The 25259-nt window shown below is 68.6% G+C and carries 20 protein-coding genes and 3 pseudogenes; 10 read left to right on the top strand and 13 right to left on the bottom strand.

All coding sequences use genetic code 11. The features are described 5' to 3' along the window. Positions 1–116 precede the first annotated feature (116 nt). From LJB71_RS09770 to LJB71_RS09755, 4 genes are all read right to left on the bottom strand, one after another. Positions 117–392, bottom strand: a complete 276-nt coding sequence (locus LJB71_RS09770; protein ID WP_259304038.1) for a hypothetical protein — start codon at positions 390–392, stop codon at positions 117–119. A 247-nt stretch (positions 393–639) separates the two neighbouring features. Then, positions 640–993, bottom strand: a complete 354-nt coding sequence (locus tag LJB71_RS09765) for a hypothetical protein (protein WP_259304037.1) — start codon at positions 991–993, stop codon at positions 640–642. Next, entirely contained in the window at positions 990–1472 is a 483-nt protein-coding gene (locus LJB71_RS09760; protein ID WP_310649416.1) for a polymer-forming cytoskeletal protein, read from the bottom strand. Before LJB71_RS09760 ends, LJB71_RS09765 begins: the two co-directional genes overlap by 4 nt. A 105-nt stretch (positions 1473–1577) precedes the next feature. After that, a complete protein-coding gene (locus LJB71_RS09755) occupies positions 1578–3188 on the bottom strand; it encodes a carboxyl transferase domain-containing protein (RefSeq protein ID WP_259304036.1) in 1611 nt (536 codons plus the stop codon). A 114-nt stretch (positions 3189–3302) separates the two neighbouring features. On the opposite strand from LJB71_RS09755, the pseudogene rlmD reads away from it, so the two are divergent. The 6 genes and pseudogenes from rlmD (at position 3303) to LJB71_RS09725 (ending at position 8022) form a co-directional block, all read left to right on the top strand. Next, positions 3303–4645 (top strand): annotated as a pseudogene (rlmD, locus tag LJB71_RS09750) (23S rRNA (uracil(1939)-C(5))-methyltransferase RlmD). Positions 4646–4648: 3 nt separating this feature from the next. Then, entirely contained in the window at positions 4649–5185 is a 537-nt protein-coding gene (locus LJB71_RS09745; protein ID WP_259304035.1) for a CYTH domain-containing protein, read from the top strand. Then, on the top strand, positions 5176–6228 hold the full coding sequence (gene nagZ / locus LJB71_RS09740; RefSeq protein ID WP_259304034.1) for a beta-N-acetylhexosaminidase: 1053 nt from the start codon (positions 5176–5178) through the stop codon (positions 6226–6228). The genes LJB71_RS09745 and nagZ overlap by 10 nt, the downstream gene beginning before the upstream one ends. Then, the gene (locus LJB71_RS09735; protein ID WP_259304033.1) at positions 6225–6782 is read left to right on the top strand and encodes a hypoxanthine-guanine phosphoribosyltransferase; all 558 of its coding nucleotides are present in this window, start codon (positions 6225–6227) and stop codon (positions 6780–6782) included. Before nagZ ends, LJB71_RS09735 begins: the two co-directional genes overlap by 4 nt. 152 nt (positions 6783–6934) lie before the next feature. Next, complete coding sequence (locus LJB71_RS09730) at positions 6935–7684, top strand: S-methyl-5'-thioinosine phosphorylase (protein WP_259304032.1); 750 nt, start codon at positions 6935–6937, stop codon at positions 7682–7684. Between the two features lie 134 nt (positions 7685–7818). Beyond that, positions 7819–8022, top strand: coding sequence for a cold-shock protein (locus LJB71_RS09725; protein WP_114958977.1), 204 nt, complete (start codon positions 7819–7821; stop codon positions 8020–8022). A gap of 148 nt (positions 8023–8170) precedes the next feature. Here the strand turns inward: LJB71_RS09725 and LJB71_RS09720 are convergent, their stop codons facing one another. The 3 genes from LJB71_RS09720 to LJB71_RS09710 all read right to left on the bottom strand — a co-directional run bounded on the left by LJB71_RS09720 (position 8171) and on the right by LJB71_RS09710 (position 10274). Next, positions 8171–8464 carry a hypothetical protein gene (locus LJB71_RS09720; RefSeq protein WP_259304031.1) on the bottom strand — a complete coding sequence of 98 codons (294 nt, stop codon included), beginning with the start codon at positions 8462–8464 and terminating at the stop codon, positions 8171–8173. 206 nt (positions 8465–8670) lie between these two features. Continuing rightward, on the bottom strand, positions 8671–8970 hold the full coding sequence (locus LJB71_RS09715) for a hypothetical protein (RefSeq protein WP_259304030.1): 300 nt from the start codon (positions 8968–8970) through the stop codon (positions 8671–8673). 128 nt (positions 8971–9098) lie between these two features. Beyond that, entirely contained in the window at positions 9099–10274 is a 1176-nt protein-coding gene (locus tag LJB71_RS09710; RefSeq protein ID WP_259304029.1) for an acetyl-CoA C-acyltransferase, read from the bottom strand. Between the two features lie 236 nt (positions 10275–10510). On the opposite strand from LJB71_RS09710, the gene LJB71_RS09705 reads away from it, so the two are divergent. Then, entirely contained in the window at positions 10511–13366 is a 2856-nt protein-coding gene (locus LJB71_RS09705; protein ID WP_259304028.1) for an autotransporter serine protease, read from the top strand. 56 nt (positions 13367–13422) lie between these two features. On the opposite strand, the gene LJB71_RS09700 is transcribed toward LJB71_RS09705, so the two are convergent. From LJB71_RS09700 to LJB71_RS09685, 4 genes are all read right to left on the bottom strand, one after another. Next, positions 13423–13947: a hypothetical protein gene (locus LJB71_RS09700; RefSeq protein WP_259304027.1), complete on the bottom strand. Its 525-nt coding sequence runs from the start codon at positions 13945–13947 to the stop codon at positions 13423–13425. A gap of 233 nt (positions 13948–14180) precedes the next feature. Next, positions 14181–15338, bottom strand: coding sequence for an isovaleryl-CoA dehydrogenase (locus tag LJB71_RS09695; protein ID WP_259304026.1), 1158 nt, complete (start codon positions 15336–15338; stop codon positions 14181–14183). A gap of 153 nt (positions 15339–15491) precedes the next feature. Beyond that, on the bottom strand, positions 15492–16589 hold the full coding sequence (locus LJB71_RS09690; protein WP_259304025.1) for a Glu/Leu/Phe/Val dehydrogenase dimerization domain-containing protein: 1098 nt from the start codon (positions 16587–16589) through the stop codon (positions 15492–15494). A 167-nt stretch (positions 16590–16756) separates the two neighbouring features. Beyond that, entirely contained in the window at positions 16757–17581 is an 825-nt protein-coding gene (locus LJB71_RS09685; RefSeq protein WP_259304024.1) for a ChaN family lipoprotein, read from the bottom strand. 88 nt (positions 17582–17669) lie between these two features. On the opposite strand from LJB71_RS09685, the gene LJB71_RS09680 reads away from it, so the two are divergent. The 3 genes and pseudogenes from LJB71_RS09680 to LJB71_RS09670 all read left to right on the top strand — a co-directional run bounded on the left by LJB71_RS09680 (position 17670) and on the right by LJB71_RS09670 (position 23097). Then, entirely contained in the window at positions 17670–21110 is a 3441-nt protein-coding gene (locus LJB71_RS09680) for a methylmalonyl-CoA mutase family protein (RefSeq protein ID WP_259304023.1), read from the top strand. Between the two features lie 251 nt (positions 21111–21361). After that, positions 21362–21721, top strand: a pseudogene (locus LJB71_RS09675) (IS30 family transposase); the annotation flags it as partial. Between the two features lie 121 nt (positions 21722–21842). Beyond that, positions 21843–23097: pseudogene (locus LJB71_RS09670) on the top strand (IS256 family transposase). A gap of 186 nt (positions 23098–23283) precedes the next feature. Here LJB71_RS09670 and LJB71_RS09665 read toward each other — a convergent pair. Both LJB71_RS09665 and LJB71_RS09660 read right to left on the bottom strand, forming a co-directional pair. After that, a complete protein-coding gene (locus tag LJB71_RS09665; RefSeq protein ID WP_259304022.1) occupies positions 23284–23916 on the bottom strand; it encodes a hypothetical protein in 633 nt (210 codons plus the stop codon). Positions 23917–24236: 320 nt separating this feature from the next. Then, positions 24237–25253 (bottom strand): IS110 family transposase, encoded by a 1017-nt coding sequence (locus LJB71_RS09660; RefSeq protein WP_259304021.1) that lies wholly within the window; start codon positions 25251–25253, stop codon positions 24237–24239. Positions 25254–25259 lie beyond the last annotated feature (6 nt).

Below are 25259 nucleotides of genomic sequence, written 5' to 3'. Positions count from 1 at the left end.
TACGCCACCCCCCGCCGGCGACTGGTCGGCGGGGGTTGTTTTTTTCCGGCACCCGGCAAAGCACGAGGCCCGCAAAGCGGGCCTCGCGGGGTGTTGCAGCGGCAACGGGCGCCTGGTCAGTTCTTCTTGGCCTGATCGGCCGCGGCCTTGGCCTTGTCCGCCATCTTCTGGGCGGCATCCGCGGTGGCCTGCGCGGCGTCCGCGGTGGCATCGGCGGCCTTGGTAGCGGCAGTGTCGGCCGCAGACTTGGTGGCATCGGCGGCATCGTGCATGGCGTTGCTCGCTTCGCCGGCGGCCTCGCCGGTAGCCGCAGCGGTGGCATCCATCGCCTTGTCGGCGGCATTTGCAGTGGCGTCGGCGGCGGCCTTGGTGGCGTCGGCGGCATCGTGCATCGCCGCGTTGGCATCGGCGGCGGCATCCTGTGCAGCCTGGGTGTCGTTCTTGCAGGCGGTCAGCGCCAGCGTGGCAGCTTCACCAGGGCGACATACAGCTTCGTGGTCATCTCATGGACTCCTGAGGGTTGAAGTTGCACTGCGGTCGGGCGTGTTGCGGTGAGCAGCCGCGAGCCGGTGGCCGCGGAAGCGGCAGCCCGACTCTAATCGGCGTAACGTGAAAAAAAGTTGCGGAAAATGCTGCGGCTCAGTGGCGCCGGCGTCTGCCCGCCGGCACCGGCAGCGCTTCCACCGCCACGCTGAAACTGCGCGCCTCGCCGGGGAAGACCGCACCCACTCCAGCGACGTGGCGGCCGACTTCCTCGCCGCGTTCGTTGCGGATCACCACCACCATCGTGTACTCGAAACTGCCGTGGTCGTCGCCGCGCAGGGTGCCTTCCACGTGCAGCGGCACGAAGCGCTGGGCCGCATCGGTGGCGGTGGCATCGAACCGCAGGTGGCCGCGGCAGGCCGGGCAGACCGCCGAGCTTTCCAGGATGGTGGCCTTGCAGTGCGGGCAGGCGCGGGTGGCGCCGGCCTCGCCCGGGCGGACGGCGCTCATGCGGCCGCGCCGGGCTCCGGTTTCGCGGCCTTGGCGTCCTTCTCCCAGCCGCATTCCACGTGGCCGCGGATGCGGCTGCCGGCGGCGACGGTGAGCGAGCTGGCCTTGAGGTCGCCGCTGAGCGCGCCGCTGGCCAGCAGCTCCACGTGCTGGGCGGAGGTGATGTTGCCGTCCAGTTCGCCGGCCAGGGTCACCTTGCCGGCGGTGACGCTGCCGGACACCTTGGCGCCCTGGTCGATGGCCAGGTTGCCCTGCACCTTGACATCGCCCTTGAACTTGCCGGCGATGCGGACGTGGCCGGCGCCTTCGATCTTGCCTTCGATCGACAAGTCGGCGGCGATCACCGATTCGCGCGCGGGCGTTTCCACCGCGCGTACCGGCGCGGCCTGCGCGGCGGCGAGATCGGGCAGATGGGTGGGCGGATCGAAGCGGGCGGGTTCGGGTTTGGACGCGGGCGCGGGGTCTTTCCAGATGGCCATCGGCGGCTCTCCACGGGAAGAATGGTCGAGGCTATCACCACCGGGTGACGGTTTGCGGCATGAATGCGCGCCCCGTGTCGGATTTTCGCGTGAATGCGAGTTTCGTCACATTCGGAATACGCCGAACCGGGTGCGTTCCTCGATCGGTGCGTTGAGTGTCGCCGACAGCCCCAGCCCCAGCACGCGGCGGGTGTCGGCCGGATCGATGATGCCGTCGTCCCACAGCCGCGCGGTGGCGTAGTAGGGATTGCCCTGGTCCTCGTACTGCTGGCGGATCGGCGCCTTGAACGCTTCTTCCTCCTCCGGTGTCCAGGTGCCGCCGCGGGCCTCGATGCCGTCGCGCCTGACCGTCGCCAGCACGCTGGCCGCCTGTTCGCCGCCCATCACGGAAATGCGCGCATTCGGCCACATCCACAGGAAGCGCGCGCCGTAGGCGCGGCCGCACATGGCGTAGTTGCCGGCGCCGAAGCTGCCGCCGATCACCACCGTGAACTTGGGCACGTGGCTGCAGGCCACCGCGGTCACCATCTTGGCGCCGTCTTTCGCAATTCCGGCCTGCTCGTACTTCTTGCCGACCATGAAGCCGGTGATGTTCTGCAGGAACACCAGCGGGATGCCGCGCTGGTTGCACAGCTCGATGAAGTGCGCGCCCTTGAGCGCGCTTTCCGGGAACAGGATGCCGTTGTTGGCGATGATCCCCACCGGATAGCCGTGCAGGTGGGCGAAGCCGGTCACCAGGGTCTTGCCGTAGCGCGCCTTGAACTCCTGCAGCTCGCTGCCATCCACGATGTGCGCGATCACCTCGCGGATGTCGAACGGCCGGCGCGCGTCCTTCGGCACGATGCCGTACAGCTCTTCGGCCGGATACAGCGGTTCGCGCACGGGCCGGGTCGCCACCGGCAGTCCCTTCTTCCGGTTGAGCGAGCCAATGATGCCGCGCGCGATCTGCAGCGCATGGTGGTCATCCTCGGCGAAATGGTCGGCTACGCCGGAGATGGTGGTATGGACCTCGGCGCCGCCCAGGGTTTCGGCATCCACCACTTCCCCGGTCGCGGCCTTCACCAGCGGCGGGCCACCGAGGAAGATGGTGCCCTGTTCCTTGACGATGACGGATTCGTCGCACATCGCCGGCACGTAGGCGCCGCCGGCGGTGCAGGAGCCCATCACCACCGCGATCTGCGGGATGTTCTCCGCGCTCATCCGCGCCTGGTTGTAGAAGATCCGGCCGAAGTGCTCCTTGTCCGGGAATACCTCGTCCTGCAGCGGCAGGAAGGCCCCGCCGGAATCCACCAGATAGACGCAGGGCAGGCGGTTCTCGCGCGCGATCTCCTGCGCGCGCAGGTGCTTTTTCACCGTCATCGGGAAATAGGTGCCGCCCTTCACGGTGGCATCGTTGGCCACCACCATCACCTCGATCCCCAGCACCCGGCCGATGCCGCACACGATGCCGGCGCCGGGGGCTTGGTCCTCGTACATCCCTTCGGCGGCCAGCGGGGCGATCTCCAGGAACGGCGAGCCGGGATCGAGCAGGGCCTCGATGCGCTCGCGCGCCAGCAGCTTGCCGCGCTCGGTGTGCTTGGCCCGCGCCTTCTCGCCGCCGCCGTCGGCCACCCGCGCCAGCCGGCGCTCGAGTTCGACCACCAGTTCGCGGTGGAAGGCGGCGTTGTCCTGGAAGTCCTGCGAGCGGGGGTCGAGTTGCGAGGTCAGCGCGGGCATGGGGTGTGCGGGTGGCGGGAATGCGACAAGGATACCGCCTGTGCCGGGGCAGCCCGCGCCGGGCCCGTGCCGGGTCTGCGACAATGGCGGGCCATCCGCAGGACAGCGCTTGCCTTGGCCCGCCTCGATCAATCCCCCAAGACCCTCTCCATCCTCGACCTCAGCCATGACGGCCGCGGCGTGGCGCGCTGGCCGGACGGTCATGCGCAGGCCGGCAAGACCGTGTTCGTGTCCGGCGCGCTGCCGGGCGAGACCGTGCTGGCCGAGCAGACCGCGCGCAGCCGGCATTTCGACGCGGCGCGCACGCGCGAGGTGCTGATCGCTTCGCCGGATCGGGTGTTGCCGCGCTGTCCGCACTTCGGCACCTGCGGCGGCTGCGTGCTGCAGCACCTGGCCGAGGACCGCCAGATCGAATACAAGCAGCAGGTGCTGCTGGACAACCTGCAGCGGATCGGCCACGTGGCGCCGGCCGCCGTGCTGCCGCCGCTGCGCGGCGAGGCCTGGGGCTACCGCCGCAAGGGGCGGTTCTCGGTGCGCCGGGTGGAGAAGAAGGACAAGACCCTGGTCGGCTTCCGCGAGCAGGACCCGCGCTTCGTGGCCGACCTGTCCGAATGCCATGTCGTGGTGCCGCAGCTGGGCTTCAAGCTGCAGGCGCTGGGCATGCTGGTGGACGGGCTGGACGCGCGGTGCGACATCCCGCAGATCGAGTTCATCGCCGGCGATGCCGCCACCGCGCTGGTGTTCCGCCACCTGCAGCCGCTGTCGGGGGCGACAAGGCCAAGCTGTCAGCATTCGGCGAGCAGCAAGGCTTCGCCATCTACCTGCAGCCGGGCGGGGTGGAGTCGGTGCATCCGCTGGGCGAGGGCGCGGCGCTGGCGTTCCGCCTGCCGCCGTGGGACATCACCCTGCAGTTCCGCCCGCTGGACTTCATCCAGGTCAACGCGCGTCTGAACGAGGCGATGATCGCGCGCGCGCTGGAACTGCTGGAGGTGCAGCCCGGCGAGCGCGTACTGGACCTGTTCTGCGGGCTGGGCAACTTCACCCTGCCGCTGGCGCGGGTGGTTGGCGACGGCACGGTGGTCGGGGTCGAGGGCGACGCCGGGCTGGTGGCACGCGCGCGCGCCAACGCCGAGCGCAACGGCCTGCGCAATGTGCAGTTCCATGCGGCAGACCTCGCGCAGGACCTGGCCGGCCAGCCGTGGCTCAAGGCCGGCTTCGACCGGCTGCTGCTGGACCCGGCGCGCGCCGGCGCGATCGAGGTGCTCAGGCAGCTGCCGCTGAAAGGCCTCAAGCGCATCGTGTACGTCAGCTGCCATCCGGGCTCGCTGGCGCGGGATGCCGGATATCTGGTGCATGAGGCCGGCTGGAGGCTGCGCGAGGCGGGCGTGATGGACATGTTCCCGCATACCGCGCACGTCGAGTCGATCGCGGTGTTCGATCCGCCGAAGAAGGGGTAGGCCGTGGGCATCGAGATCGAACGCAAGTTCCTGCCGTGCAGCGACGCCTGGCGCGCCGCCGCGCACAGGGTGGTGCCGATGGCGCAGGGCTACCTCAACGACCTGGCGCAGGTGGAATCGGGCGCGATGCAGGCCTCGGTGCGGGTGCGCATCGAGGGCGATGCGGCCTTCCTCAACATCAAGTCGCGCGAGGCCGGCCCGCGCCGGCAGGAGTTCGACTACCCGATCCCGGTCGAGGATGCGCGCGCGCTGCTGGCGCTGTGTGTCGGCGGCCTGGTCGAAAAGAATCGCCACTATGTCGAGCACGCCGGGCGGCTGTGGGAGGTGGACGAATTCCTCGGCGCGAACGCCGGGCTGGTGGTGGCGGAGGTCGAGCTGGAGGCGGTGGATGCGCCGCTGGCCAAACCGGACTGGGCCGGCGTCGAGGCGACCCATGCGCAGCGCTACTACAATCTGGCGCTGGCCGCGCGCCCGTATTCGCAATGGCGCGAGGACGAGCGGCGCGCACTGGACTTGCAGGAGACGGCGACATGCTCTTGATCGGCCTCGCCGGGCACGCGCTCACCGCGCGCGAGCGCGACCTGCTGGCGCACGCGGCCTGTGCCGGGGTGACCTTGTTTTCCCGCAATTTTGCCTCGCGCGCGCAGGTGACGGAGCTGGCGCAGGCGATCCGCGAGGCCGCGCCGCGGCCGCTGCTGGTGTGCGTGGACCAGGAAGGCGGGCGGGTGCAGCGCTTCCGCGAGGGCTACAGCGCGCTGCCGGCCCTGCATGGGTTCGAGGCGCTGTACCGGCGCGATCCCGATGCCGCGCTGGCGCTGGCGCGCGAGCATGCCTGGCTGATGGCCAGCGAACTGCGCGCCAGCGGGATCGACCTCAGCTTCGCCCCGGTCGTGGATCTGGCGCGCGGCAACCGCGCGATCGGCGACCGCGCGTTCGCCGCCGATCCGGCGGTGGTGGCGGCATTCGCGCGCAGCTATGTGGCCGGCATGCACGAAGCCGGGATGGCGGCCACTCTCAAGCATTTCCCCGGGCACGGCTCGGTGCAGGAGGACACCCACTTCGATGCGGCCATCGACCCGCGCTCGCTGGAGGAACTCCGCGCGCACGACCTGGTGCCGTTCGCCGCCGGGATCGCGGCCGGCGCGGATGCGGTGATGATGGCGCACGTGGTGTATCCGCAGGTTGCGCCGCAGCCGGCCGGATGCGCGCCGCGCTGGATCAACGGCGTGCTGCGCGGCGAGCTGGGCTTCCGCGGGGTGGTGTTCTCCGACGACCTCGGCATGGCTGCCGCGGATGCCGTGGGCGACCTGCCGGCGCGCATCCACGCCCATCTGGATGCCGGCTGCGATGTGGTGCTGGTGTGCCAGCCGCAGCAGGCCGAGGCGGCGCTGGCCGCGCTGGAGGGGCGGCGCAGCAATACCCTGGCGCTGACGGCGCTGATCGGGCGCGGTGCGCTGGGTTGGGATGGCTTGCTGGCGCAGGCGCGTCGCGACGAGGCGCAGGCGCGCCTGCGCGCACTGCAGACACCGGCATTGGAGACGGGCGTCCTGTCGGGCGCGGTGCATTCGGGAGATGTGGCATGACGGTTCCAACCCTGGCCGAGGCGCTGGCCTCCGCCCATCGGCTGTTCGATCGCGCGGCGCTGGAGGCCGAGATCGTGCGCATGGCCGGCGAGATCCGCGCCGCCTACGCCGATGGCGAGGTGCCGTTGTACCTCACGGTGATGAACGGCGGGCTGCCGTTCGCGGCGCAGCTGGCGTTCGCGCTCGGCGAGCGCGGCCTCGACCTCGAGTTCGATTACCTGCACGCGACCCGCTACCGCGGCCAGACCAGCGGCTCGGGCCTGGCCTGGCTGCACCGTCCGGCGACCCCGATGCGGGGGCGCAAGGTGCTGCTGGCGGACGACATCCTCGACGAGGGCCACACCCTGCTGGCGGTCAAGCACTGGTGCGAGGACCAGGGCGCGATCGAGGTGCGGGTGGCGGTGCTGGCCGAGAAGGTGCACGGCCGCTGCGTGGAGGGCATCGCCGCCGACCACGTGGGTGTGCGGGTGCCCGATGCCTACGTGTTCGGCTACGGCATGGACTTCCACGAACAGGGGCGCAACCTGCCGGCGATCTATGCGCTGGGAGACTGATGCGTCATGCGTGCGCCGGCAGGACTTTGCCGGACACGCCGTGGATACGTCCATGTAGGCTTTTCGGCGACATCCCTGTCGCCGAAAGTCCGTCAAAGCCCTGCCGGCGTACGCACGCCGCGCATGTGAGGTGAACGGGAGGAGCAAGTGCAATGACCATCGACCTCGCCGTGATCGGCGGTACCGGCGTGTATGCGCTGGGCGAACTGGCCGACGTCGAGACCCACCAGCCGGTGACGCCTTACGGCGCGCCGTCGGGCCCGGTGCGGGTGGGGCAGTATGCCGGCCGGCGGGTGGCCTTCCTGGCCCGGCATGGCGAAGGCCACTCGCTGCCGCCGCACCGCATCAACTACCGCGCCAACCTCGCCGCGCTGAAGGCGCTGGGCGCGCAGCGGGTGCTGGCGCTGAACACCGTCGGCGGCATCACCGAAGGCTACGGGCCGCGCGTGCTGGCCTGTCCGGACCAGCTCATCGACTACACCTGGGGTCGCATTTCCACCTTCTGCGAGGAGCCGGGCAGCGAGGTGCTGCACGTGGATTTCGGCGATCCCTACACCCTTGCGCTGCGACAGGCGGTGCTGCGCGCTGCCGCACGTGCCGGGGTGAGCGTAGTCGATGGCGGCTGCTATGGAGCGACCCAGGGCCCGCGCCTGGAGACGCGCGCCGAGGTCGCGCGGATGCGCCGCGACGGCTGCGACCTGGTCGGCATGACCGGGATGCCGGAGGCCGGGCTGGCGCGCGAGCTGGGGCTGGACTATGCGTGCCTGGCGATCGTCGCCAACTGGGCCGCCGGTGCCGGGCCGGACGTGGACGAGGTGATCACCTTGCAGGACGTGCTGGACAACGTGGCGGCGGCGATGGCCGGGGTGCCGCCGCTGCTGCGTTCGTTGCTGGCGAAGTGAGGGCGATGCCGCGGCGTGTGCGCGGCTTGCGCGGGCAGTCGGTTCGGGCATACTCGCGCGGTGCCGCCGCAAGGCGGTGCGCCCCCCACCATCCGGTTCCATCACCACCCGCATCCGCAAGAGGTCTTCGCATCATGCAGTACGGCACCGTGAAGTGGTTCAACGACGCCAAGGGCTTTGGCTTCATCGCCCCCGAGGACGGCAGCGCCGACGTATTCGTGCATTTCTCCGCGATCGACGCCAAGGGCTTCCGTAGCCTGCAGGAAGGCCAGCGCGTCAGTTACGAAGTCCAGCAGGGCCCGAAAGGCGCGCAGGCGGCAGGCGTCAAGCCGGCCTGATCCAAGCCCATCGCCGCATTCCGAACCCCGCCTCGCGCGGGGTTTTTTTCGCGCCCGCGCCGCCGTTTCGTGTTGTTGTCCTGCGTGCGCAAAAAACAGGGCCCGCCGAAGCGGGCCCTGCTCGCGTCGAACGCTTGCCAGAAGAAGATTACTTCTTCTCGCCCTCGGCGGCCGGAGCGGCAGCGGCGTCGGCGGCCGGAGCGGCAGCGGCGTCGGCCGGAGCAGCGGCCGGAGCAGCGGCGTCGGCGGCCGGGGCGGCCGGGGCCTCAGCAGCCGGGGCAGCGGCGTCGGCGGCCGGAGCGGCAGCGGCGTCGGCGGCCGGAGCGGCGGGGGCCTCAGCGGCCGGGGCAGCGGCGTCGGCGGCCGGAGCAGCCTCTTCCTTCTTGCAGGCCGACAGGGCCAGGACGCCAGCGGCGAGGAGCACGAAAAGCTTGTTGTTCATGGAAATCTCCAGAGGGTTGACTGATGGAACAGGTAAGGGTGGAACTTCAGGCAACGCCAGTGCGCTTAGCGTACCGGCTTGCACCGGTGGGTCGTTCACTGACTTACGTCTTTCCCGGTCGCCCGGGGCACGAAAAAGCCGTCGGAACACCGACGGCCTTTCCGGATTCTAGCAGCAATACGCCGGCAAATCGCTCCGCCGCCGGATTACTTCTTAGCTTCCGCCGAGGTCGCGGCCTTCTCCGCCTCGTCGGCCGCCTTCTGGGCGTCCGCCGGGGCAGCGGCAGCGTCGGCCGGGGCCGCTTCCGCCGCCGGGGCAGCCGCGTCGGTGGCCGGGGCTTCGGCAGTGGCGTCGGCCGCCTGGGCGGTGGCGCTGTCGGCAGCAGCCTGCTCGGCGGCCGGGGCCTCGTTGCCGGCGGCAGCGGCATCGGCGGCGGGCTCGGACTTGCTGCAGGCAGTCAGGGCCAGGCCCAGTGCCATCGCCAGCAGGATCTTGTTGATCGACATGATGCGGGTTCCTCGTCTGAAATTGGGCAACGCAACAAGCGCGTGCCCTACCATGATGACGTGCTGGTGTCGCGTGTCAAGCGGTTGACCGAAAATTTCCCGTTCAGCCGTTCTTCGCGCGGCGCCGGTCACGCCAGTTCGATCGCCACGGCGGTGGCCTCGCCGCCGCCGATGCACAGCGAGGCGACGCCGCGCTTGCCGCCGCGGGCCTGCAGGGCGTGCAGCAGGGTCACCAGCAGACGCGCACCGGAGGCGCCGATCGGGTGGCCCAGCGCCAGCGCGCCGCCGTTGACGTTGAGCTTTTCGTGCGGGATGCCGAGGTCGGTCATCGGTGCCATCGCCACGCAGGCAAACGCCTCGTTCACTTCGAACAGATCCACGTCGGCCACGCTCCAGCCGGCCTTGTCCAGCACGTTCTTGAGCGCGGCCACCGGGGCGGTGGTGAACCATTCCGGCGCCTGCGAATGGGTGGCATGGGCGACGATGCGGGCCAGCGGCCTGGCGCCGGCGGCGGTCGCGGCCTCGGCGGACATCACCACCAGCGCGGCCGCGCCATCGGAGATCTTGGAGGACGAGGCGGCGGTCAGCACGCCGTCCTTGCCGAACGCCGGGCGCAGGTCGGGAATCTTGGCCGGGTCGATCTTGCCCGGCTCCTCGTCCTTGGTCACCACCACCTCGCCCTTGCGGGTCTTGACCGTCACCGGCGCGATCTCGGCGTCGAACGCGCCGCTGGCCTGGGCCGCCTGCGCCCGGCGCGCGCTTTCCGCGGAGTAGGCGTCGATGGTCGCGCGGTCGTAGCCGTACTTGCCGCAGGCCATGTCGCCGAACACGCCCATCGCCTTGCCATCGTAGGGGTTGGTCAGGCCGTCGTAGGCCATGTGATCGAGGAATTCGGCGCTGCCGTAGCGGATGCCGGTGCGCGCGCCGTTGAGCAGGTGCGGGGCGTTGGTCATCGACTCCATGCCGCCGGCGACCACCGCCTGCGCGGAGCCGGCCTGGATGATGTCGTGCGCCAGCATCATCGCCTTCATGCCGGAGCCGCAGACCTTGTTGATGGTGGTGCAGCCGGCCGCATCCGGGATGCCGGCCAGGCGCGAGGCCTGGCGCGCCGGGGCCTGGCCGAGGCCGGCCGGCAGCACGCAGCCCATGATCACCTCGTCCACCTTGCCCGCCGGCAGGCCGGCCTGCGCGAGCGCGGCGGCGATGGCGGCGCTGCCCAGCGCCGGGGTGGGGGTGCCGGTGAACTGGCCGAGGAAGGAACCGATGGCGGTGCGCTTGGCACCGACGATGACGACGTCGCGCATGGCAAACTCCGGTAGGCGTGCGGCCGTGGGGGCCGGGAAAGCCCGATTATGGCGCGAATCGCGCTTGCATGCTGCATTGCCACATGGTGTCGTGGCGTTGCGCGCGCCGGGGTGCCCGGATTAAAACATCCGCCATTGGATGTGCGGTGCCAATGGGGGTGCCGGCTTCCGGGGAGCTTGCAAATGACGATCATCCAGACCTTTCCTGCGCGCCGCCCCGCCGTGGCGCTCCTGCCTTGCGCGATCGCGCTGCTGCTGGCCGCCTGCGGCGGTGGTGGCAGCGGGGTGCGGTCCTCGCCACCGCCGTCGCCGCCGACCACGCCTGGCGGCATCGGCTTCACCCGACCGTCGCCATCGACAGCAGCCTGGTGGTGAACCCACCGGCCATTCCCACCCTGGCCGGGCCGGCCAGCCTGCCGCAGTACAGCCAGCATCTGGTGCTGACGAATGCCGCCGGCGCCCTGGGCGCTGGGTTGAAGGGGCAGGGCATCACCATCGGGCTGGTCGATACCGGGGTGAACCGGCAGAACCCGGCCCTTACCGGGCGGGTGACGGCCAGCTTCATCCACGTCGATCCGAACACCAACGACACCAGCGTGGACGACGTGGTCGGGCACGGCACGGTGGTCGCGGAGATGGCTGCCGGCAAGGGCATCGGCAACTGGGGTGGCGGGGTGGCGCAGAGCGCGAACATCGTGTCCTCGCGCATCATCAGCGATTCTCCGCCGCCGGATGACGGGTCGGGCGCCGGCAACGAGATCCACGCCGGCCAGGGCTACGGCGATTTCTTCCAGGCCATCAATACCGAACTGGCGAATGCCGGCGCGAAGATCATCAACAACTCCTGGGGCGGGCTGTACTGGAACGACCCGGCGCTGACCACCGAGCTGGCCAACGCCTGGCGCGATTTCGTGGTCAACCGTGGCGGCATCATCGTGTTCGCCAATGGCAACAGCGGTGGCGATCCGCGCTATGCCGGCGAACCGTCCGACAATGCCCGCCTGCCCACCCTGGCCAACGATGCGCAGCTGGAAAAGGGCTGGCTGACGGTGGGCGCGCTCGACCCCGGCAACCCGACCCAGCTCACCTCGTATTCGCAGCAGTGCGGCAGTGCCATGAACTATTGCCTGGTGGCGCCGGGCAATGTGGTGTTCATCGACCCGCAGGCCAAGGTGGGGGATGCCAGCTACGCGCTGTACCAGGGCGGCGGCACCTCATTCGCTGCGCCCCAGGTGGCCGGTGCGGCCGCGGTGGTGTGGTCGGCGTTTCCCTATCTCAACAACGACCAGGTGCGGCAGCTGATCCTGGGCGGGGCCAAGGACCTCGGCGCGCCCGGGGTGGACCCGGTGTTCGGCTGGGGCCTGCTGGATGTGACCCGCGCGGCGATGGGGCCCAGCAACTTCGCCTGGGGCGATTTCAGCGTGGCGTTCTCCGGCAATTCGGTCTGGCGCAACGAGATCGTCGGCAGCGGCGGGCTGATCAAGGGTGGCAGCGGCATCCTCACGCTGGCTGAGGCGGGCAAGTTCAGCGGCGACACCCGCGTCGATGCCGGCGGGCTGGACGTGCGCAAGGGGCTGCGCGGCAATCTCGCGGTGGCCGATGGCGCCACCGTGTGGGCCAGCGGGGCGTTCGGCGGCAACGTCGCCAACAGCGGCCGGTTCCTGGTCGGTGCCAGCAATCCGGCCACCATCGCCGGCAACTTCCAGCAGTCGGCCAGCGGCAATCTCGGAGTGTGGCTGGGCAGCCCGCTGCAGGTAGGAGGCAGCGCCAGCCTGGCCGGCACGCTGTCCGTCCTCGGCGTGAAGACCGGCTACACCACCAGCGCCAAGGAAACCCTGCTGACCGCGAACGGCGGCATCAGCGGCACCTTCGCCAGCCTGAAGGCGGCGCCGAACGTGTTTCTCGACGCCAGCCTCGGCTACGACCCCAGTCATGTGTTTCTGAGCATCAACCGGATCGACGTCAGCAAGGCGGTGGCGGCGCTGGGGCTGGACGGGGTGAGCCTGGCCAGCGCGGTGCGGGTGGAGTCCGCGATGCAGGCGATCGATGCGCAACTCGGCGGGAGCGCGCCCGGCGGCATTGGCGCGGCCTTCATCGACGCGGCAGGGGCGTTCCAGCAGACGGCCAGCGCCGAGCAGGCCTCGCTGTCGCTGCGCAGCCTGTCCGGCCAGCTGCACGGCGCCTCGCTGGCGCTGACCCTGGAGGGCATCGACGCCGGCCGGCGCGCGCTCGGGCAGCGGCTGGACGCACTGGCGCTGGCCCCGGCCCGCAGCGGCGGCTGGTATCGTGATCTCGCCGGTGGTGGCCAGCTGGCGCAGGCCGGGTTCGACACGGTGGCGCTGGACACCCGTGGCACGCTGGTCGGCCATGACTGGCGGCTAGGCGAGTCGGCGCTGCTGGGGCTGGCGATCGATCGCCAGCAGCAGACCAGCTGGCTGGGCGCACTGGGCGACCGCAGCGCCGGCGTGCAGCGCGAGGTGCAGCTGTACGCAGCGGCCTGGCGCGGGCCGTGGCAGGCGCGGGCGCAGCTGGCCAGCGGCAGCTTCCAGCGCCAGATGCAGCGCAGCCTGCTGCTGGGCGGAGCGCAGGATCACGTCGGCAGCCGCCTGTCCGGCGACTACTTCGGGCTGGCGTTCGAACTGGCCCGCCGGCTGCAGGCCGGGCCACTGGTGTTGCGTCCGTACCTGACCATCGATTACGTGCAGGTGGCCAACGACGGGTTCGCGGAAGCCAGTGCCACCGGCTTCGGCCTGCAGGCGCGGGCCTGGGACAGTCGCCGCTGGCAGGCCGGCGCCGGGCTGCGCGCCGAGCGCGGCTGGCGCAGCGGCGACGTGCAGTGGACGCTGGACGCGCGGATGGAGTGGCGGCGCACGCTGGCGAGCGCCGGGACGGGGTTCGATGCCAGTTTCACCGGCCTTGCGCAGTGGGCGCCGCTGCAGGGCATGACGCTGGCGCCGCAGGCGCGCCTGTTCGGGCTCGGGCTGGGTGCACAATTCGGCCGCCACGGCCTGCTGCGCTTCGATCTGGGGCAGCGTGACGATGGCCTGCGCCAGGCCGGCATGGCCCAGCTGCAGGCGGGTTATCGTTTCTGAGCGAGGCGCATGCCGGGATGCTTCGCATCCCGGCATGCGGGCTGCCGTTTCTGCGCTCAGTTCTTGCCTGCGATCGGGATGATGGAGCGCACCGTCACCTGCTGGCCGTCGGGCGTAGTGAACGTGGTCTGCGCGGTCTGCACGTAGCCCTGCTTGGCCTCCGCCGCCAACTGCATGTCGCCGGCGGCGCGGTCGGCTTCGCGCGCGGCGGCGGCCATGTCGTTGCCGGCAGCGACAGCGTTGAGGTCGGCGGCCACAGCGTTGGCCGCTTCCTTGCGGCGGTCGGCGTGGCGGACATGCGCGTTCTTGGCATGCTTGGCCAGGCGTGCGTCCTTCACCGCGCGGTTGGCTTCGCGCGCGGCGGCGGCCATGTCGTTGCCGGCAGCGGCGGCGTTGAGGTCGGCGGCCACGGCATTGGCGGCGGCGGCGGTTTCGGCCTGGCGGGCGACGGTCTGCTCGGCATTGGCCTTCTTCTGCGTGGCCTGCTGGGGCGCGGGTCGGGCGGCCAGGGCAGAGGCACTGGCCAGGGCCAGGGTGCCCAGCAGCAGGGTGCGGGTAATCGGGGCAAGACGGGTCTTCATGGCGTTCTCCATCGAGGTTTGTTGGGGATGTGGGGCCGGGCCATGCCGGCAGCGGTTCCACGTGCCCAGTTTCTGCCCGCGCCGGTGAATCGCGCATGCACCGTGGATGAAACCTTGGTCATGATCCGATCACCCGCCGGGGGTGGCCGGGACATTGGCCGGGTGGGCGCAGGAAGCACGAAGCCCGCCGGAGGGGCGGGCTTCGCAGGGCACTTCCGTGGCCGTCTGGGCCGTCAGTGGTTGCCGGCGAACAGCTCGCGGCCGATCAGCATCCGGCGGATCTCGTTGGTGCCGGCGCCGATGGCATACAGCTTGGCGTCGCGCAGGATGCGGCCGGTCGGATATTCGTTGATGTAGCCGTTCCCGCCCAGCGACTGGATGGCCTCCAGCGCCACCTGCACCGCCGCTTCGCTGGCATGCAGCAGGCAGGACGCGGCGTCGATCCGGCTCTTGTGGCCGGCGTCGTAGTCACGCGCCACCTGGTAGGCGAAGGCGCGGCTGGACTGCAGCGCGGTGTACATGTCGGCGATCTTGGCCTGCATCAGCTCGAAGGTGCCGATCGGCTGGCCGAACTGGCGGCGCTCGCGCACATAGGGCAGGGCGATGTCCAGCGCCGCCTGCATCAGGCCGATCGGGCCGCCGGTCAACACCAGGCGCTCGGTGTTCAGCCCGCTCATCAGCACCTTGACGCCGTTGTTGACCTCGCCCAGCACGTTCTCCTGCGGGATCTCGCAGTCCTCGAACACCAGCTCGCAGGTATTGCTGCCGCGCATGCCCAGCTTGTCCAGTTTCTGCGCGGTGGAAAAGCCCGGCATGTCTTTTTCGACGATGAAGGCGGTCATGCACTTGCTGCCCAGTTCGCGGCTGGCGGTGCGCATGTACACGATCAGCACGTCGGCCTCGGGGCCGTTGGTGATCCACATCTTGTTGCCGTTGGCCACCCACACGTCGCCCTTGAGCTCGGCGCGGCAGGCCATCGAGCCGACCACGTCGGAGCCGGCGCCGGGCTCGCTCATCGCCAGCGCGCCCTTCCATTCGCCGCTGCACAGCTTGGGCAGGTACCTGGCGCGCTGCGCGGCGTTGCCATTGGCGTACAGATTGGAGACGCAGAGGTTGGAATGCGCGCCGTAGCTGAGGCCGATCGAGCCGGAGGCGCGGCTGATCTCTTCCATCGCCACCAGGTGGGCGAGGTAGCCCATGCCGCTACCGCCGAACTCGGCAGGGATGGTCAACCCCAGCAGCCCCATTTCTCCCAGCTTCGGCCACAGGTCCTGCGGGAACCAGTTGTCCGCGTCCACCTGCGCGGCGCGCGGGGCGATTTCGGTATCGGCGAAGCGGCGGACCGCTTCGCGCAGGGCGTCGATGTCGTCGCCGAGGGGGAATGGGCGCATGGAGTGTGGGCCTTGCTGGATCGGGCCCTCCCCGGCAAGGGGAGAAGGCGGGTGGGGACGGTGGTCGATCAGGAGACGCGGGATGCGGACGGCGCGCGCGGGCGCGCCATCCGCGCCCGGGCCTTCACCCCGCGAGGGAAGGCCCGGGCGGCATCAGGAGCGCACGCGCCCCTGGAAGCGGGTGCGGCCACGGCCCAGCGGCAGCTTCAGCCTGCCGATCTTCTCGATGCGCTCCTCGGCCAGGCGGTCGGCGGCCTTGTAGGTGGGGATGCCGTCGCGGTCGGCGATCTCGTAGATACGCGCCAGATTGTGGTAGATCGTGCGCATCATGCGCATGGCGCGCTCGCGGTTGTAGCCGTCGAGTTCCAGCGCCACGTTCATCACGCCGCCGGCGTTCACCGCGTAGTCCGGTGCGTACAGGATGCCGCGCTTGACCACCTCGTCGCCGATCTCGTTGCTGGCCAGCTGGTTGTTGGCCGCACCGCAGATCACCTTGCACTTCAGGCGCGGCAGGGTCTGCTCGTTGACGGTGCCGCCGAGCGCGCACGGCGAGTACACGTCGGCCGGCACGTCGTAGATCTCGTCCAGCCCCACCGCCTCGGCGCCGTATTCGGACACGGCCTTGTCCACCAGCGCCTGGTTGATGTCGGTGACGAAGATCTTGGCGCCGCGCTCCTTCAGCAGCTTCACGTATTCCATGCCGACGTGGCCCAGGCCCTGCACGGCGTACACGTATTTGCCCACGTCCTCGTTGCCGAACTTCCTGTTGAGGGTCGCCATCAGGCCCTGCAGGGTGCCGTAGGCGGTGAACGGCGAGGGGTCGCCGGAGCCGCCGTGCACCTGGTGCACGCCGGTCACGTACTCGGTCTCACGGTAGACGTATTCCATGTCGTTGACATCGATGCCGACGTCCTCGGCGGTGATGTAGCGGCCGCCCAGCGACTCCACGAACTGCCCGAACGCGCGGAACAGCGCCTCGGACTTGTCGGTGGCCGGATTGCCGATGATCACCGCCTTGCCGCCGCCGATGTTCAGGCCGGCCACGGCGTTCTTGTAGGTCATGCCGCGCGACAGCCGCAGCACGTCGTTGAGGGCTTCCTGCTCGCTCTTGTAGGGCCACATGCGGGTGCCGCCCAGCGCCGGGCCCAGCACCGTGTTATGGATGGCGATGATCGCCTTCAGGCCGGCGTCCTTGTTGTGGCAGAACACGACCTGTTCATGGCCGTAGGTGTCGAGCGTCTCGAAGATCATGGCAAAGCTCCGGCCGGCGCCGCACGGGGCGGAACCGCTGGCAGTTGGGAGGAAACGGAAAATGTTGGGCTGCGGCAGGGGCAAGCCGCCCGCCGCAGCCGCGCATTTTAAGCCATTCGCCCGGCGCGGGCCGACATACGCGCCGGTATGGCGCGGTGCCCGCCCATTCAGCCGGCGCTGGAGGGGGCCTTGAACCCGGCGCAGGGATCGGGCCGCGCGGTCGTCGGGATCCGCTCCACCGCGTCGAACGCAGCGGCGTCGGAGGTCGGCTCCAGGAAGCCCACCGCGCGCGCGGGCAGTCCCTGCTGGTGCAGCCAGTACGGTACTGCGATGTCGCGGCGCACGTGGCCGTTGCCGGCGATCAGCACCACGCCGTTGGCCGCATGCGCACGCAGGGTCTCGGCCATCACCACGTCGCGCGCGATCTGCGCTTTCGCCATCGGCGCCACCAGCGCCTCGGGCAGTGCGCCGCAGTGGCTGTCGCGCACTTCCTCCTCCTGCGCGGCCAGCACCTGCGCGGGCAGGGCGTCCAGCCGGTAGCGGGCGATGAGCTCATTCGACAGCGCCGCAGCGAAGCCGCCCTTCACCACCTTCGACGCGTCGTCGCGTGACAGGTTGGCGGCATACAGCGGCAGCCTGTATTGCAGCGCCAGCGCGATCACCGGTTCGTAGTAGGCCCAGGTCCAGCCGGCCTTGGCCGGTGCCGCGCGCGCGATCACGCAGCCGGCATCCTTGCAGTCGTGCATCGCCGCATCCAGCGCGGGCTGCTGGGTGGTGTCGAACTGCTCCATCGCGATCGCCGGGCGCCAGCCCGCTTTCAGCTCCTTGCGCAGCAGCGCGGCGCGTGCGGCGTGGCCGGCGGCGCTGTCGTGCACCTCGCCCAGCAGCAGCACGCGCGGCGCGCTGGCGTTGGCAGTGGCTGCGTGTTGGCAGGCGCCGGTGGCGAGGATGGCGAGCAGGGGAAACGGCAGCAGCAACGTGCGCAGGCGCATGGCAGGAGGCGGGTGGGGAAGACGGCCCATCCTAACCCTGCGCGCTACAATCCGGGGATTGCCATTCATCGATCCGTGGATGCCCCCCATGAGCACCCCCGCCACCCAGATTCCTGCACAGCAGCCTGACGCCACGCCGCTGCGCTTCGTCACCGCCGCCAGCCTGTTCGACGGACATGATGCCGCCATCAACATCATGCGCCGGCTGATCCAGGCGCAGGGCGCGGAGGTCATCCACCTCGGCCACAACCGCAGCGTGGAGGACGTGGTGCGCGCGGCCCTGCAGGAAGACGCCGACGCCATCGCGCTGTCGTCCTACCAGGGCGGGCACGTCGAGTACCTGAAGTACATGGTGGACATGCTGAAGGCGCGCAACGCCGCGCACATCCGCGTGTTCGCCGGCGGCGGCGGCACCATCACTCCGGAGGAAATCCGCGAGCTGCAAACCTACGGCGTCGAGCGCATCTACCACCCCAACGACGGCATGCACATGGGGTTGGTGGCGATGATCGAGGACGTGGTCAAGCGCGCCGGTGCCGCGCGCCTGCCGGCCGAAATGCCGCATCAGGTCGCATTCGAAGACGAGATCGACATCGGCCGCATGCTCTCGGCGATCGAGGAGTCGGCGGTGCCCGAGGCCGAGCTGGTGCGCCTGCGAAAGGAATGGCAGCTGGCCGGCCACAAGACCCCGGTGGTGGGCATCACCGGGACCGGCGGCGCCGGCAAGTCGTCGGTGACCGACGAGCTGCTGAACCGGTTCCTCGCGCAGTTCCCGCAGATGCGCATCGCGGTGATCAGCGTCGATCCCACCCGCCGCCGCACCGGCGGCGCGCTGCTGGGCGACCGCATCCGCATGAACAGCTTGCGCAGCCCGCGCGTGTTCATGCGTTCGATGGCCACCCGCCGCCAGCACGCCGCCACCAACGTGGTGCTGAAGGACTGCATCGCCTTCCTGAAGTCGCTGGGCTACGACCTGGTGATCGTGGAGACCGCCGGCATCGGCCAGAGCGATTCGGAGATCGTGGATCTGGTCGATTTCCCGATGTACGTGATGACTTCCGACTTCGGCGCGCCCAGCCAGCTCGAGAAGATCGACATGCTGGACTACGCCGAGCTCGTCGTGCTCAACAAGTTCGACAAGCGCGGCGCCGAGGACGCCCTGCGCGACGTGCGCAAGCAGTGGAAGCGCAACCGCGTGAAGTTCGACCTGAAGGACGAGGACGTCCCGGTCTATCCCACCATCGCCAGCCAGTTCAACGATCCCGGCCTGAACTGGATGTTCGCCAACCTGTGCCGCCTGCTGCGCGAGAAGCTGGCGCTGGACGTGGGCAAGTGGACGCCGCACATCGACACTACGCTCAAGGAACCCCGCGCCACCGTCCTCATCCCCGGCAACCGCGTGCGCTACCTGGCGGAAATCGCCGAGCAGGGCCGCCAGATCAACGCCCGCATCGAATCGCAGGCGGAGATCGCCGACCGCGCGCAGTCGCTGTGGGACGCGCTGAAGGAGCTGGGCGATCCCGCGCTGCCGAAGGCGCTGGACCTGTACCCGGCCGAAGCCCTCACCGAAGGCGACGACCGCAGCCTGAAGACCCTGCGCCAGCGCTACAACGACGCCCTCCAGTCGCTGGATGCCGAGGCGCTGAAGCTGCTGCGCGACTGGCCGGCGCGCCTGAAATCGATCACCACGCCGGTGAACGAGTACCAGGTACGCGACAAGACCATCCGGGTGGAGAACTACCGCGAGTCGCTCAGCCACCAGCAGATCCCCAAGATCGCCGCGCCCACCTACAAGGCCTGGGGTGAACTGCTCACCTTCCTGCAGAAGGAAAACCTGCCCGGGTACTACCCCTACACCGGTGGCGTGTACCCGTACCGCCGCAGCGGCGAGGACCCCATCCGCATGTTCGCGGGCGAGGGCACGCCCGAGCGCACCAACCGCCGCTTCCACTACCTCAGCCTGGGCCAGCCGGCCGCGCGCCTGTCCACCGCCTTCGACAGTGTCACCCTGTACGGCGAGGACCCGGCGCCGCGCCCGGACATCTACGGCAAGATCGGCAACTCCGGCGTCAACGTGCCCACGCTGGACGACATGAAGAAGCTCTACTCCGGCTTCGACCTGTGCGCGCCCACCACCAGCGTGTCGATGACCATCAACGGCCCGGCGCCGATCATCCTGGCGATGTTCATGAACACCGCCATCGACCAGCAGGTGGAGAAGTACCTGCGTGCCGACCCGGCGCGCTGGGCCGAGGCGCAACAAAAGATCGACGCCCTGTTCGAAGGCAAGCCCCGCCCGCGCTACGAAGGCCCGCTGCCGGAAGGCAACGATGGCCTGGGGCTGGCCCTGCTGGGCGTCACCGGCGACCAACTGGTGGACGCCGAGACCTACGCCCGCATCAAGGCCGAGACCCTGCGCACCGTGCGCGGCACCGTGCAGGCCGACATCCTGAAGGAAGACCAGGCGCAGAACACCTGCATCTTCAGCACCGAATTCGCCCTGCGCATGATGGGCGACATCCAGCAGTACTTCGTGGACCACGCCGTCCGCAACTTCTACTCGGTGTCCATCTCCGGCTACCACATCGCCGAAGCCGGGGCGAACCCGATCAGCCAGCTGGCCTTCACCCTGTCCAACGGCTTCACCATCGTGGAGTACTACCTGGCGCGCGGGATGAAGATCGACGACTTCGCGCCCAACCTGAGCTTCTTCTTCAGCAACGGCATGGACCCGGAGTACACCGTCATCGGCCGCGTGGCCCGCCGCATCTGGGCCCGCGCCATGCGCGAGCGCTACGGCGCCAGCCCGCGCAGCCAGATGATGAAGTACCACATCCAGACCAGCGGCCGCAGCCTGCACGCGCAGGAAATCCAGTTCAACGACATCCGCACCACGCTGCAGGCCCTGTACGCGCTGTTCGACAACTGCAACAGCCTGCACACCAACGCCTACGACGAAGCCATCACCACGCCGACGGAAGAGTCCGTGCGCCGCGCGGTGGCCATCCAGATGATCATCAACAAGGAGCTGGGGCTGAACTTCTGCGAGAACCCGTGGCAGGGCAGCTTCATCGTGGACAAGCTCACCGACCTCGTGGAAGAGGCCGTCTACAAGGAGTTCGAGGCCATCAGCGAGCGCGGCGGCGTGCTGGGCGCCATGGACACCATGTACCAGCGCGGCAAGATCCAGGAAGAAAGCCTGTACTACGAGCACAAGAAGCACGACGGCAGCCTGCCGCTGGTGGGCGTCAACACCTTCCTGCCGAAGGAACACGGCGGCGACATCGTCACCGAGATCGAGCTGATCCGCTCCACGGAAGAGGAGAAGGGGCAGCAGATCGCGAACGTGGCGGGGTATCAGGGCAACCGCAACGGCTATGCGGCCGAGGGCTTGCGTGCGCTACAGGCCACCGCCCGCGAGCGGCGGAATGTGTTTGAATCGCTGATGGAAGCGGTGAAGACGCATTCGCTGGGGCAGATCAGCCATGCGTTGTATGAGGTGGGTGGGGAGTACAGGCGGAATATGTGAGGCAGGGCGGACTCAAAATCCCCCGGTGGTAACACGGTGAGGACTCGAGTTCCAGTAAAAACAAATGGTTAGGCTTTGCGGCCTAGCCCTTATTTTGCGCGGTCGGTTCACGACCCTTATCCGACCTGCAGCCCCAGCTACTTGTCGCTACCGTAAGCTTCCCCGTCAAGCACACAACGCGAAAGTAGAACTTTCCTCGTACTGCTGGCGGACCTCGGCGGGCGTCAGATCGCCGAGGGAATCATGGGGCCGATGCGCTGGAGGGCTTCGTCCGCCAGATGAAGAAGCTGCCGGCGTTCCTGCGCGAAAGCCTGACCTACGACCGCGGCAGCGAGATGGCGTGCTTCAAGGAGTTGAGCCGGCGCCTGAACCTCGACATCTGGTTCTGCGATCCGCATGCGCCATGGCAGCGCGGCAGCAATGAAAACACCAATGGCCTGCTGCGGCAGTTCCTGCCGAAGGGCTACGATCTGTCGCTGGTCAGCCAGACGATGCTCAACGACATCGCCCGCCTGCTCAACGGCAGGCCGAGGAAGACGCTCGGCTGGCGAACCCCGGACGAGGCGATGACCGAAGAGATGGAGAAATTCTCAGCCGGGTGTTGCGCTTGAATCTTGAGACCAAGGTGCGTCCGCTGGACGGGGAAACCCGTCTGGCGGCGCGGCAAAACGTGGGATTGCGACCGGATTGACGAGGGTGTCAGGATTTTTGTGTGAGGGGCCTACCATGACGATGTTCAGGAGCCCCCATGCCACGCAAGAAACCCCCCCAGTCGCGAAGCCGGACGCCATTCTTCCCGACGAACTGCTTGAGAAGCTGATCCCCGGCCCGGTGGACGCTGCCGGCGTCGAGGCCGTGTTTCAGAAGCTGAAGAAGGCCGTGATCGAGCGCGCCCTGGGCGCCGAGCTGGGCGTGCACCTGGCCAGCCCCGAGGGCGGTCGCGGCAACCACCGCAACGGCCGCAGCGGCAAGACCGTGCTGACCGACGAGGGGCCGCTCCGGATCGACGTGCCCCGTGATCGTGCCGGCAGCTTCGCGCCGCAGCTGATCCCGAAGCACGAGCGCCGCTTCGCCGGCTTTGATGACCGGATCATCTCGATGTACGCCCGCGGCATGTCGGTGCGCGAGATCCAAGGGCATCTGGCCGAGATGTATGCCGTCGACGTGTCGCCAGAGTTCATCAGCGCGGTCACCGACGAGGTGATGGCCGAGGTGGGCGCATGGCAGACCCGGCCGCTGGAGCCGATGTACCCGGTGGTGTTCTTCGACGCGCTACGAGTGAAGATCCGCGAGGACGGCGTGGTGCGCAACAAGGCGGTGTACTTGGCCTTGGGCGTGCTGCCGGACGGCACCCGCGACATCCTCGGGCTGTGGATCGAGAACACCGAAGGCGCGAAGTTCTGGATGAAGGTCTTCAACGACCTGAAGACCCGCGGCACGCAGGACATCCTGATCGGCGTGGCCGATGGGCTGAAGGGCCTGCCCGAAGCGCTGGAAGCGGTGTTCCCGGCCACGACGCTGCAGACCTGCATCGTGCACCTGATCCGCAACAGCCTCGACTTTGCCAGCTGGAAGGACCGCAAGGCGCTGGCCGCGGCGATCAAGCCGATCTACACCGCGCCCAGCGCGGAAGCCGCAGAAGCCGAACTGGACGCGTTCGAGCAAGGCCCTTGGGGGCAGCGCTTCCCGACCGTCGTCGCGGCCTGGCGGCGAGCGTGGAGCCGGGTGATCCCGTTCTTCGCGTTCCCCCCCCGAGGTGCGGCGGATCATCTACACCACCAACGCCATCGAGAGCGTCCATTCGCGGCTGCGCAAGATCATCAAGAGCCGCGGGCATTTCCCGAGCGACGAGGCCGCGACCAAACTGATCTGGCTGGCCCTGCGCAACATCACCGCCGACTGGAAGCGGGCGAGCAAGGAGTGGAAGTCCGCGATGAACCAGTTCGCGATACTGTACGGCGACCGCTTCACCCTCGCGCCGCGCTGAGCGGCACGAAGGCAGATTCAGAAAACCGCCTCACACACAAAAATTCAGACAGCCCCGGATTGACGCGATTTCGGCCTGCGAGCCGCGAAATCACGAGGGTTCGGCGGATTGTTCAGACCTTCCCTAGATCAGCGTTCGTGGGCCTGTATACATGCCGCGCGGAACCAGAGAAACCGAACGGCGCGCTCACCGCTTTCCCGCAATGATCTCTTGAATTTCCTGGATCTTTAGGCTTTGCGCGACCAGCAGCTCCCTCAGCCGTGCATTTTCCTGCTTCAAGTTGCGCAGCTGCTCCATGAGTATGACCCTCAACTGCTCGTCTCGCTCTCGACACGGGGATAGGGTCTGCTGGCTGACATCATGCCTCTCGGCTGCCTCTGGCAAGGGCAACTGGTTGGCATCCTGCGTGATGTCGTCCAACTGCTCTTTGGTATTCAAATCCTCGTCGGAAGCCGTCCTCTCAGCCAATGATGTGCCATGGGTTTCGGGTTTCGCTCCGAACGTTGGACGGGTCACGCTGAACTTGCCGTTCGACGATTCGATGATCGACCACCCTATTTTTGCGATGGCACTCATCGCACCCCGGATCAGTTTGCGCTGGCTCGTGGTAAGGCCATCGAGCGCAGGTCGCCGTCCTCCTTTGCGTGGCCTCTGCTCTTTGCGTGGCCTCTGCTCATCGCTCTCCACCCCCGAGACTTTGGGTCTGGTGTAGTTGAACCAGATCCTCTCGGCGAGGGACTCGATCCGCACCACGCGAGTCTCCCCCATTGCGATGAACCAAAACGGGGTCACCATTTCGCCGCCGTGGTCAATAGGCACGAGGAAAGATCTCCCGCATCCGGGCTGAAGGCATCGCCTCGACCTGTCCACCGGCTTCCGCAGTGTTTCTGATGCGAGGCGGGCCACCGCCTCCGTCACCCTTCGGGATCTAGCCGCTTTCGCAGCCCACGCAGTCTGCGCCCAACACTCGCTCGGTCTGCCGTCGTGCCGTCCACAGGCATGTTCGCCTCAGAGTCGTGGTCTTGAAGACCACCCTTGCTTGGCTCGGACGACGGGCGGTGGAAGATGGCTGCACGGCCGCTCCTCTTCAGAGTGGATGGTTGTGCCAGACCCCTGTTCCAGGATGCGGCCGTGCAGGGTCAGGCAAAGGCGCGATGGACGTCGAACGCGCCGCCGTCGCGCAGCAGGTAATAGCCGGCGCGCGCCAGCTTGTGCGCCACGGCCTTGAGCGCGACCAGACGCGGCTTGCGGGCTGCATTGCGCTGATACCAGCGCTGGATGCCTGGCTCGAAGCGGATTGCGAAGTTGGCCGCCTCCATCCAGGCCCAGGCCAGGTAACGATTACCGCACTTGCGGTTGCCCGTGCCTTTCTTCTTGCCGTTGGAGAAGCGCAGCGCAGGCACCAGCCGACAATACGAGGTGTACTGGCCGACGGCGTCGAAGCGGGTGATCTCGCCGCTCTCCAGAAGGATCGTCAGGCCCAGCACCTTGCCGATGCCCGGCACCGTCCGCAGTGCGATCAGCTCGCGTCGCCGCCGCGTATCCTCGGCCAACCAGGTCTCCATCGCCGCCATTTTCTCCTGCAGGGCGCGCCACATCTGGATCAGACTGACCACGGCAAACAACTCGGTCGGCTCCGGGAAGGTGTCGCTCAGTTGCTGACGGGTCAGCTGCCGGAACCCGTTGGCCGATAGCCGCTGGCCGGTGGCGCGCGCCCAATAGCCTTGCACCGATTGCAGCAGACGCACCGACTGCTGCATCAGCAGCATCCGGCGTCGCAGCAGGTCGCGCAGCGGGCGTTGCTCGGGTGGGTAGATGTACGATGTCGGCAGCAGCCCCAACCGCATCAGTTCTGCCAAGTGGCGTGCATCGGACTCATCGTCGCCGTGCTTGAGGCCGGCGTATTGGGGCACCGCCAGCGTGTTGACCATCCGCATCGGGTAGCCCGCCGCCTGCAGGCCATCGATTAGCCAGTAGGCGTTGTAGGTGGACTCCACCGCCACGCCTGCCAATTCCTTGCGGAAAGGCGTCAGCGCGGCATCGAGCACGGACAGGTCGTTGGGCAGGCGTTGCCGGTATCGCAGCGCGCCAGCCTCATCCACCACAGCCAGCACGCTGTTGTTGGAATGCAGATCGCAAGCGGCATACAGTGCCATCGTCGT

It is taken from the genome of Thermomonas sp. S9, from assembly GCF_024704365.1.
Lineage (GTDB): Bacteria > Pseudomonadota > Gammaproteobacteria > Xanthomonadales > Xanthomonadaceae > Thermomonas.
This window is presented reverse-complemented; position numbering and strand designations above follow the sequence as displayed.

Bases quoted from the DNA above. Each gene is read 5' to 3' on its own strand.
- LJB71_RS09770 (WP_259304038.1), bottom strand. From the start codon at position 392: ATGCACGATGCCGCCGACGCCACCAAGGCCGCCGCCGACGCCACTGCA.
- LJB71_RS09765 (WP_259304037.1), bottom strand. From the start codon at position 993: ATGAGCGCCGTCCGCCCGGGCGAGGCCGGCGCCACCCGCGCCTGCCCG.
- LJB71_RS09760 (WP_310649416.1), bottom strand. From the start codon at position 1,472: ATGGCCATCTGGAAAGACCCCGCGCCCGCGTCCAAACCCGAACCCGCC.
- LJB71_RS09755 (WP_259304036.1), bottom strand. From the start codon at position 3,188: ATGCCCGCGCTGACCTCGCAACTCGACCCCCGCTCGCAGGACTTCCAG.
- nagZ (WP_259304034.1), top strand. From the start codon at position 5,176: ATGCTCTTGATCGGCCTCGCCGGGCACGCGCTCACCGCGCGCGAGCGC.
- LJB71_RS09735 (WP_259304033.1), top strand. From the start codon at position 6,225: ATGACGGTTCCAACCCTGGCCGAGGCGCTGGCCTCCGCCCATCGGCTG.
- LJB71_RS09730 (WP_259304032.1), top strand. From the start codon at position 6,935: ATGACCATCGACCTCGCCGTGATCGGCGGTACCGGCGTGTATGCGCTG.
- LJB71_RS09725 (WP_114958977.1), top strand. From the start codon at position 7,819: ATGCAGTACGGCACCGTGAAGTGGTTCAACGACGCCAAGGGCTTTGGC.
- LJB71_RS09720 (WP_259304031.1), bottom strand. From the start codon at position 8,464: ATGAACAACAAGCTTTTCGTGCTCCTCGCCGCTGGCGTCCTGGCCCTG.
- LJB71_RS09715 (WP_259304030.1), bottom strand. From the start codon at position 8,970: ATGTCGATCAACAAGATCCTGCTGGCGATGGCACTGGGCCTGGCCCTG.
- LJB71_RS09710 (WP_259304029.1), bottom strand. From the start codon at position 10,274: ATGCGCGACGTCGTCATCGTCGGTGCCAAGCGCACCGCCATCGGTTCC.
- LJB71_RS09700 (WP_259304027.1), bottom strand. From the start codon at position 13,947: ATGAAGACCCGTCTTGCCCCGATTACCCGCACCCTGCTGCTGGGCACC.
- LJB71_RS09695 (WP_259304026.1), bottom strand. From the start codon at position 15,338: ATGCGCCCATTCCCCCTCGGCGACGACATCGACGCCCTGCGCGAAGCG.
- LJB71_RS09690 (WP_259304025.1), bottom strand. From the start codon at position 16,589: ATGATCTTCGAGACGCTCGACACCTACGGCCATGAACAGGTCGTGTTC.
- LJB71_RS09685 (WP_259304024.1), bottom strand. From the start codon at position 17,581: ATGCGCCTGCGCACGTTGCTGCTGCCGTTTCCCCTGCTCGCCATCCTC.
- LJB71_RS09680 (WP_259304023.1), top strand. From the start codon at position 17,670: ATGAGCACCCCCGCCACCCAGATTCCTGCACAGCAGCCTGACGCCACG.
- LJB71_RS09660 (WP_259304021.1), bottom strand. From the start codon at position 25,253: ATGGCACTGTATGCCGCTTGCGATCTGCATTCCAACAACAGCGTGCTG.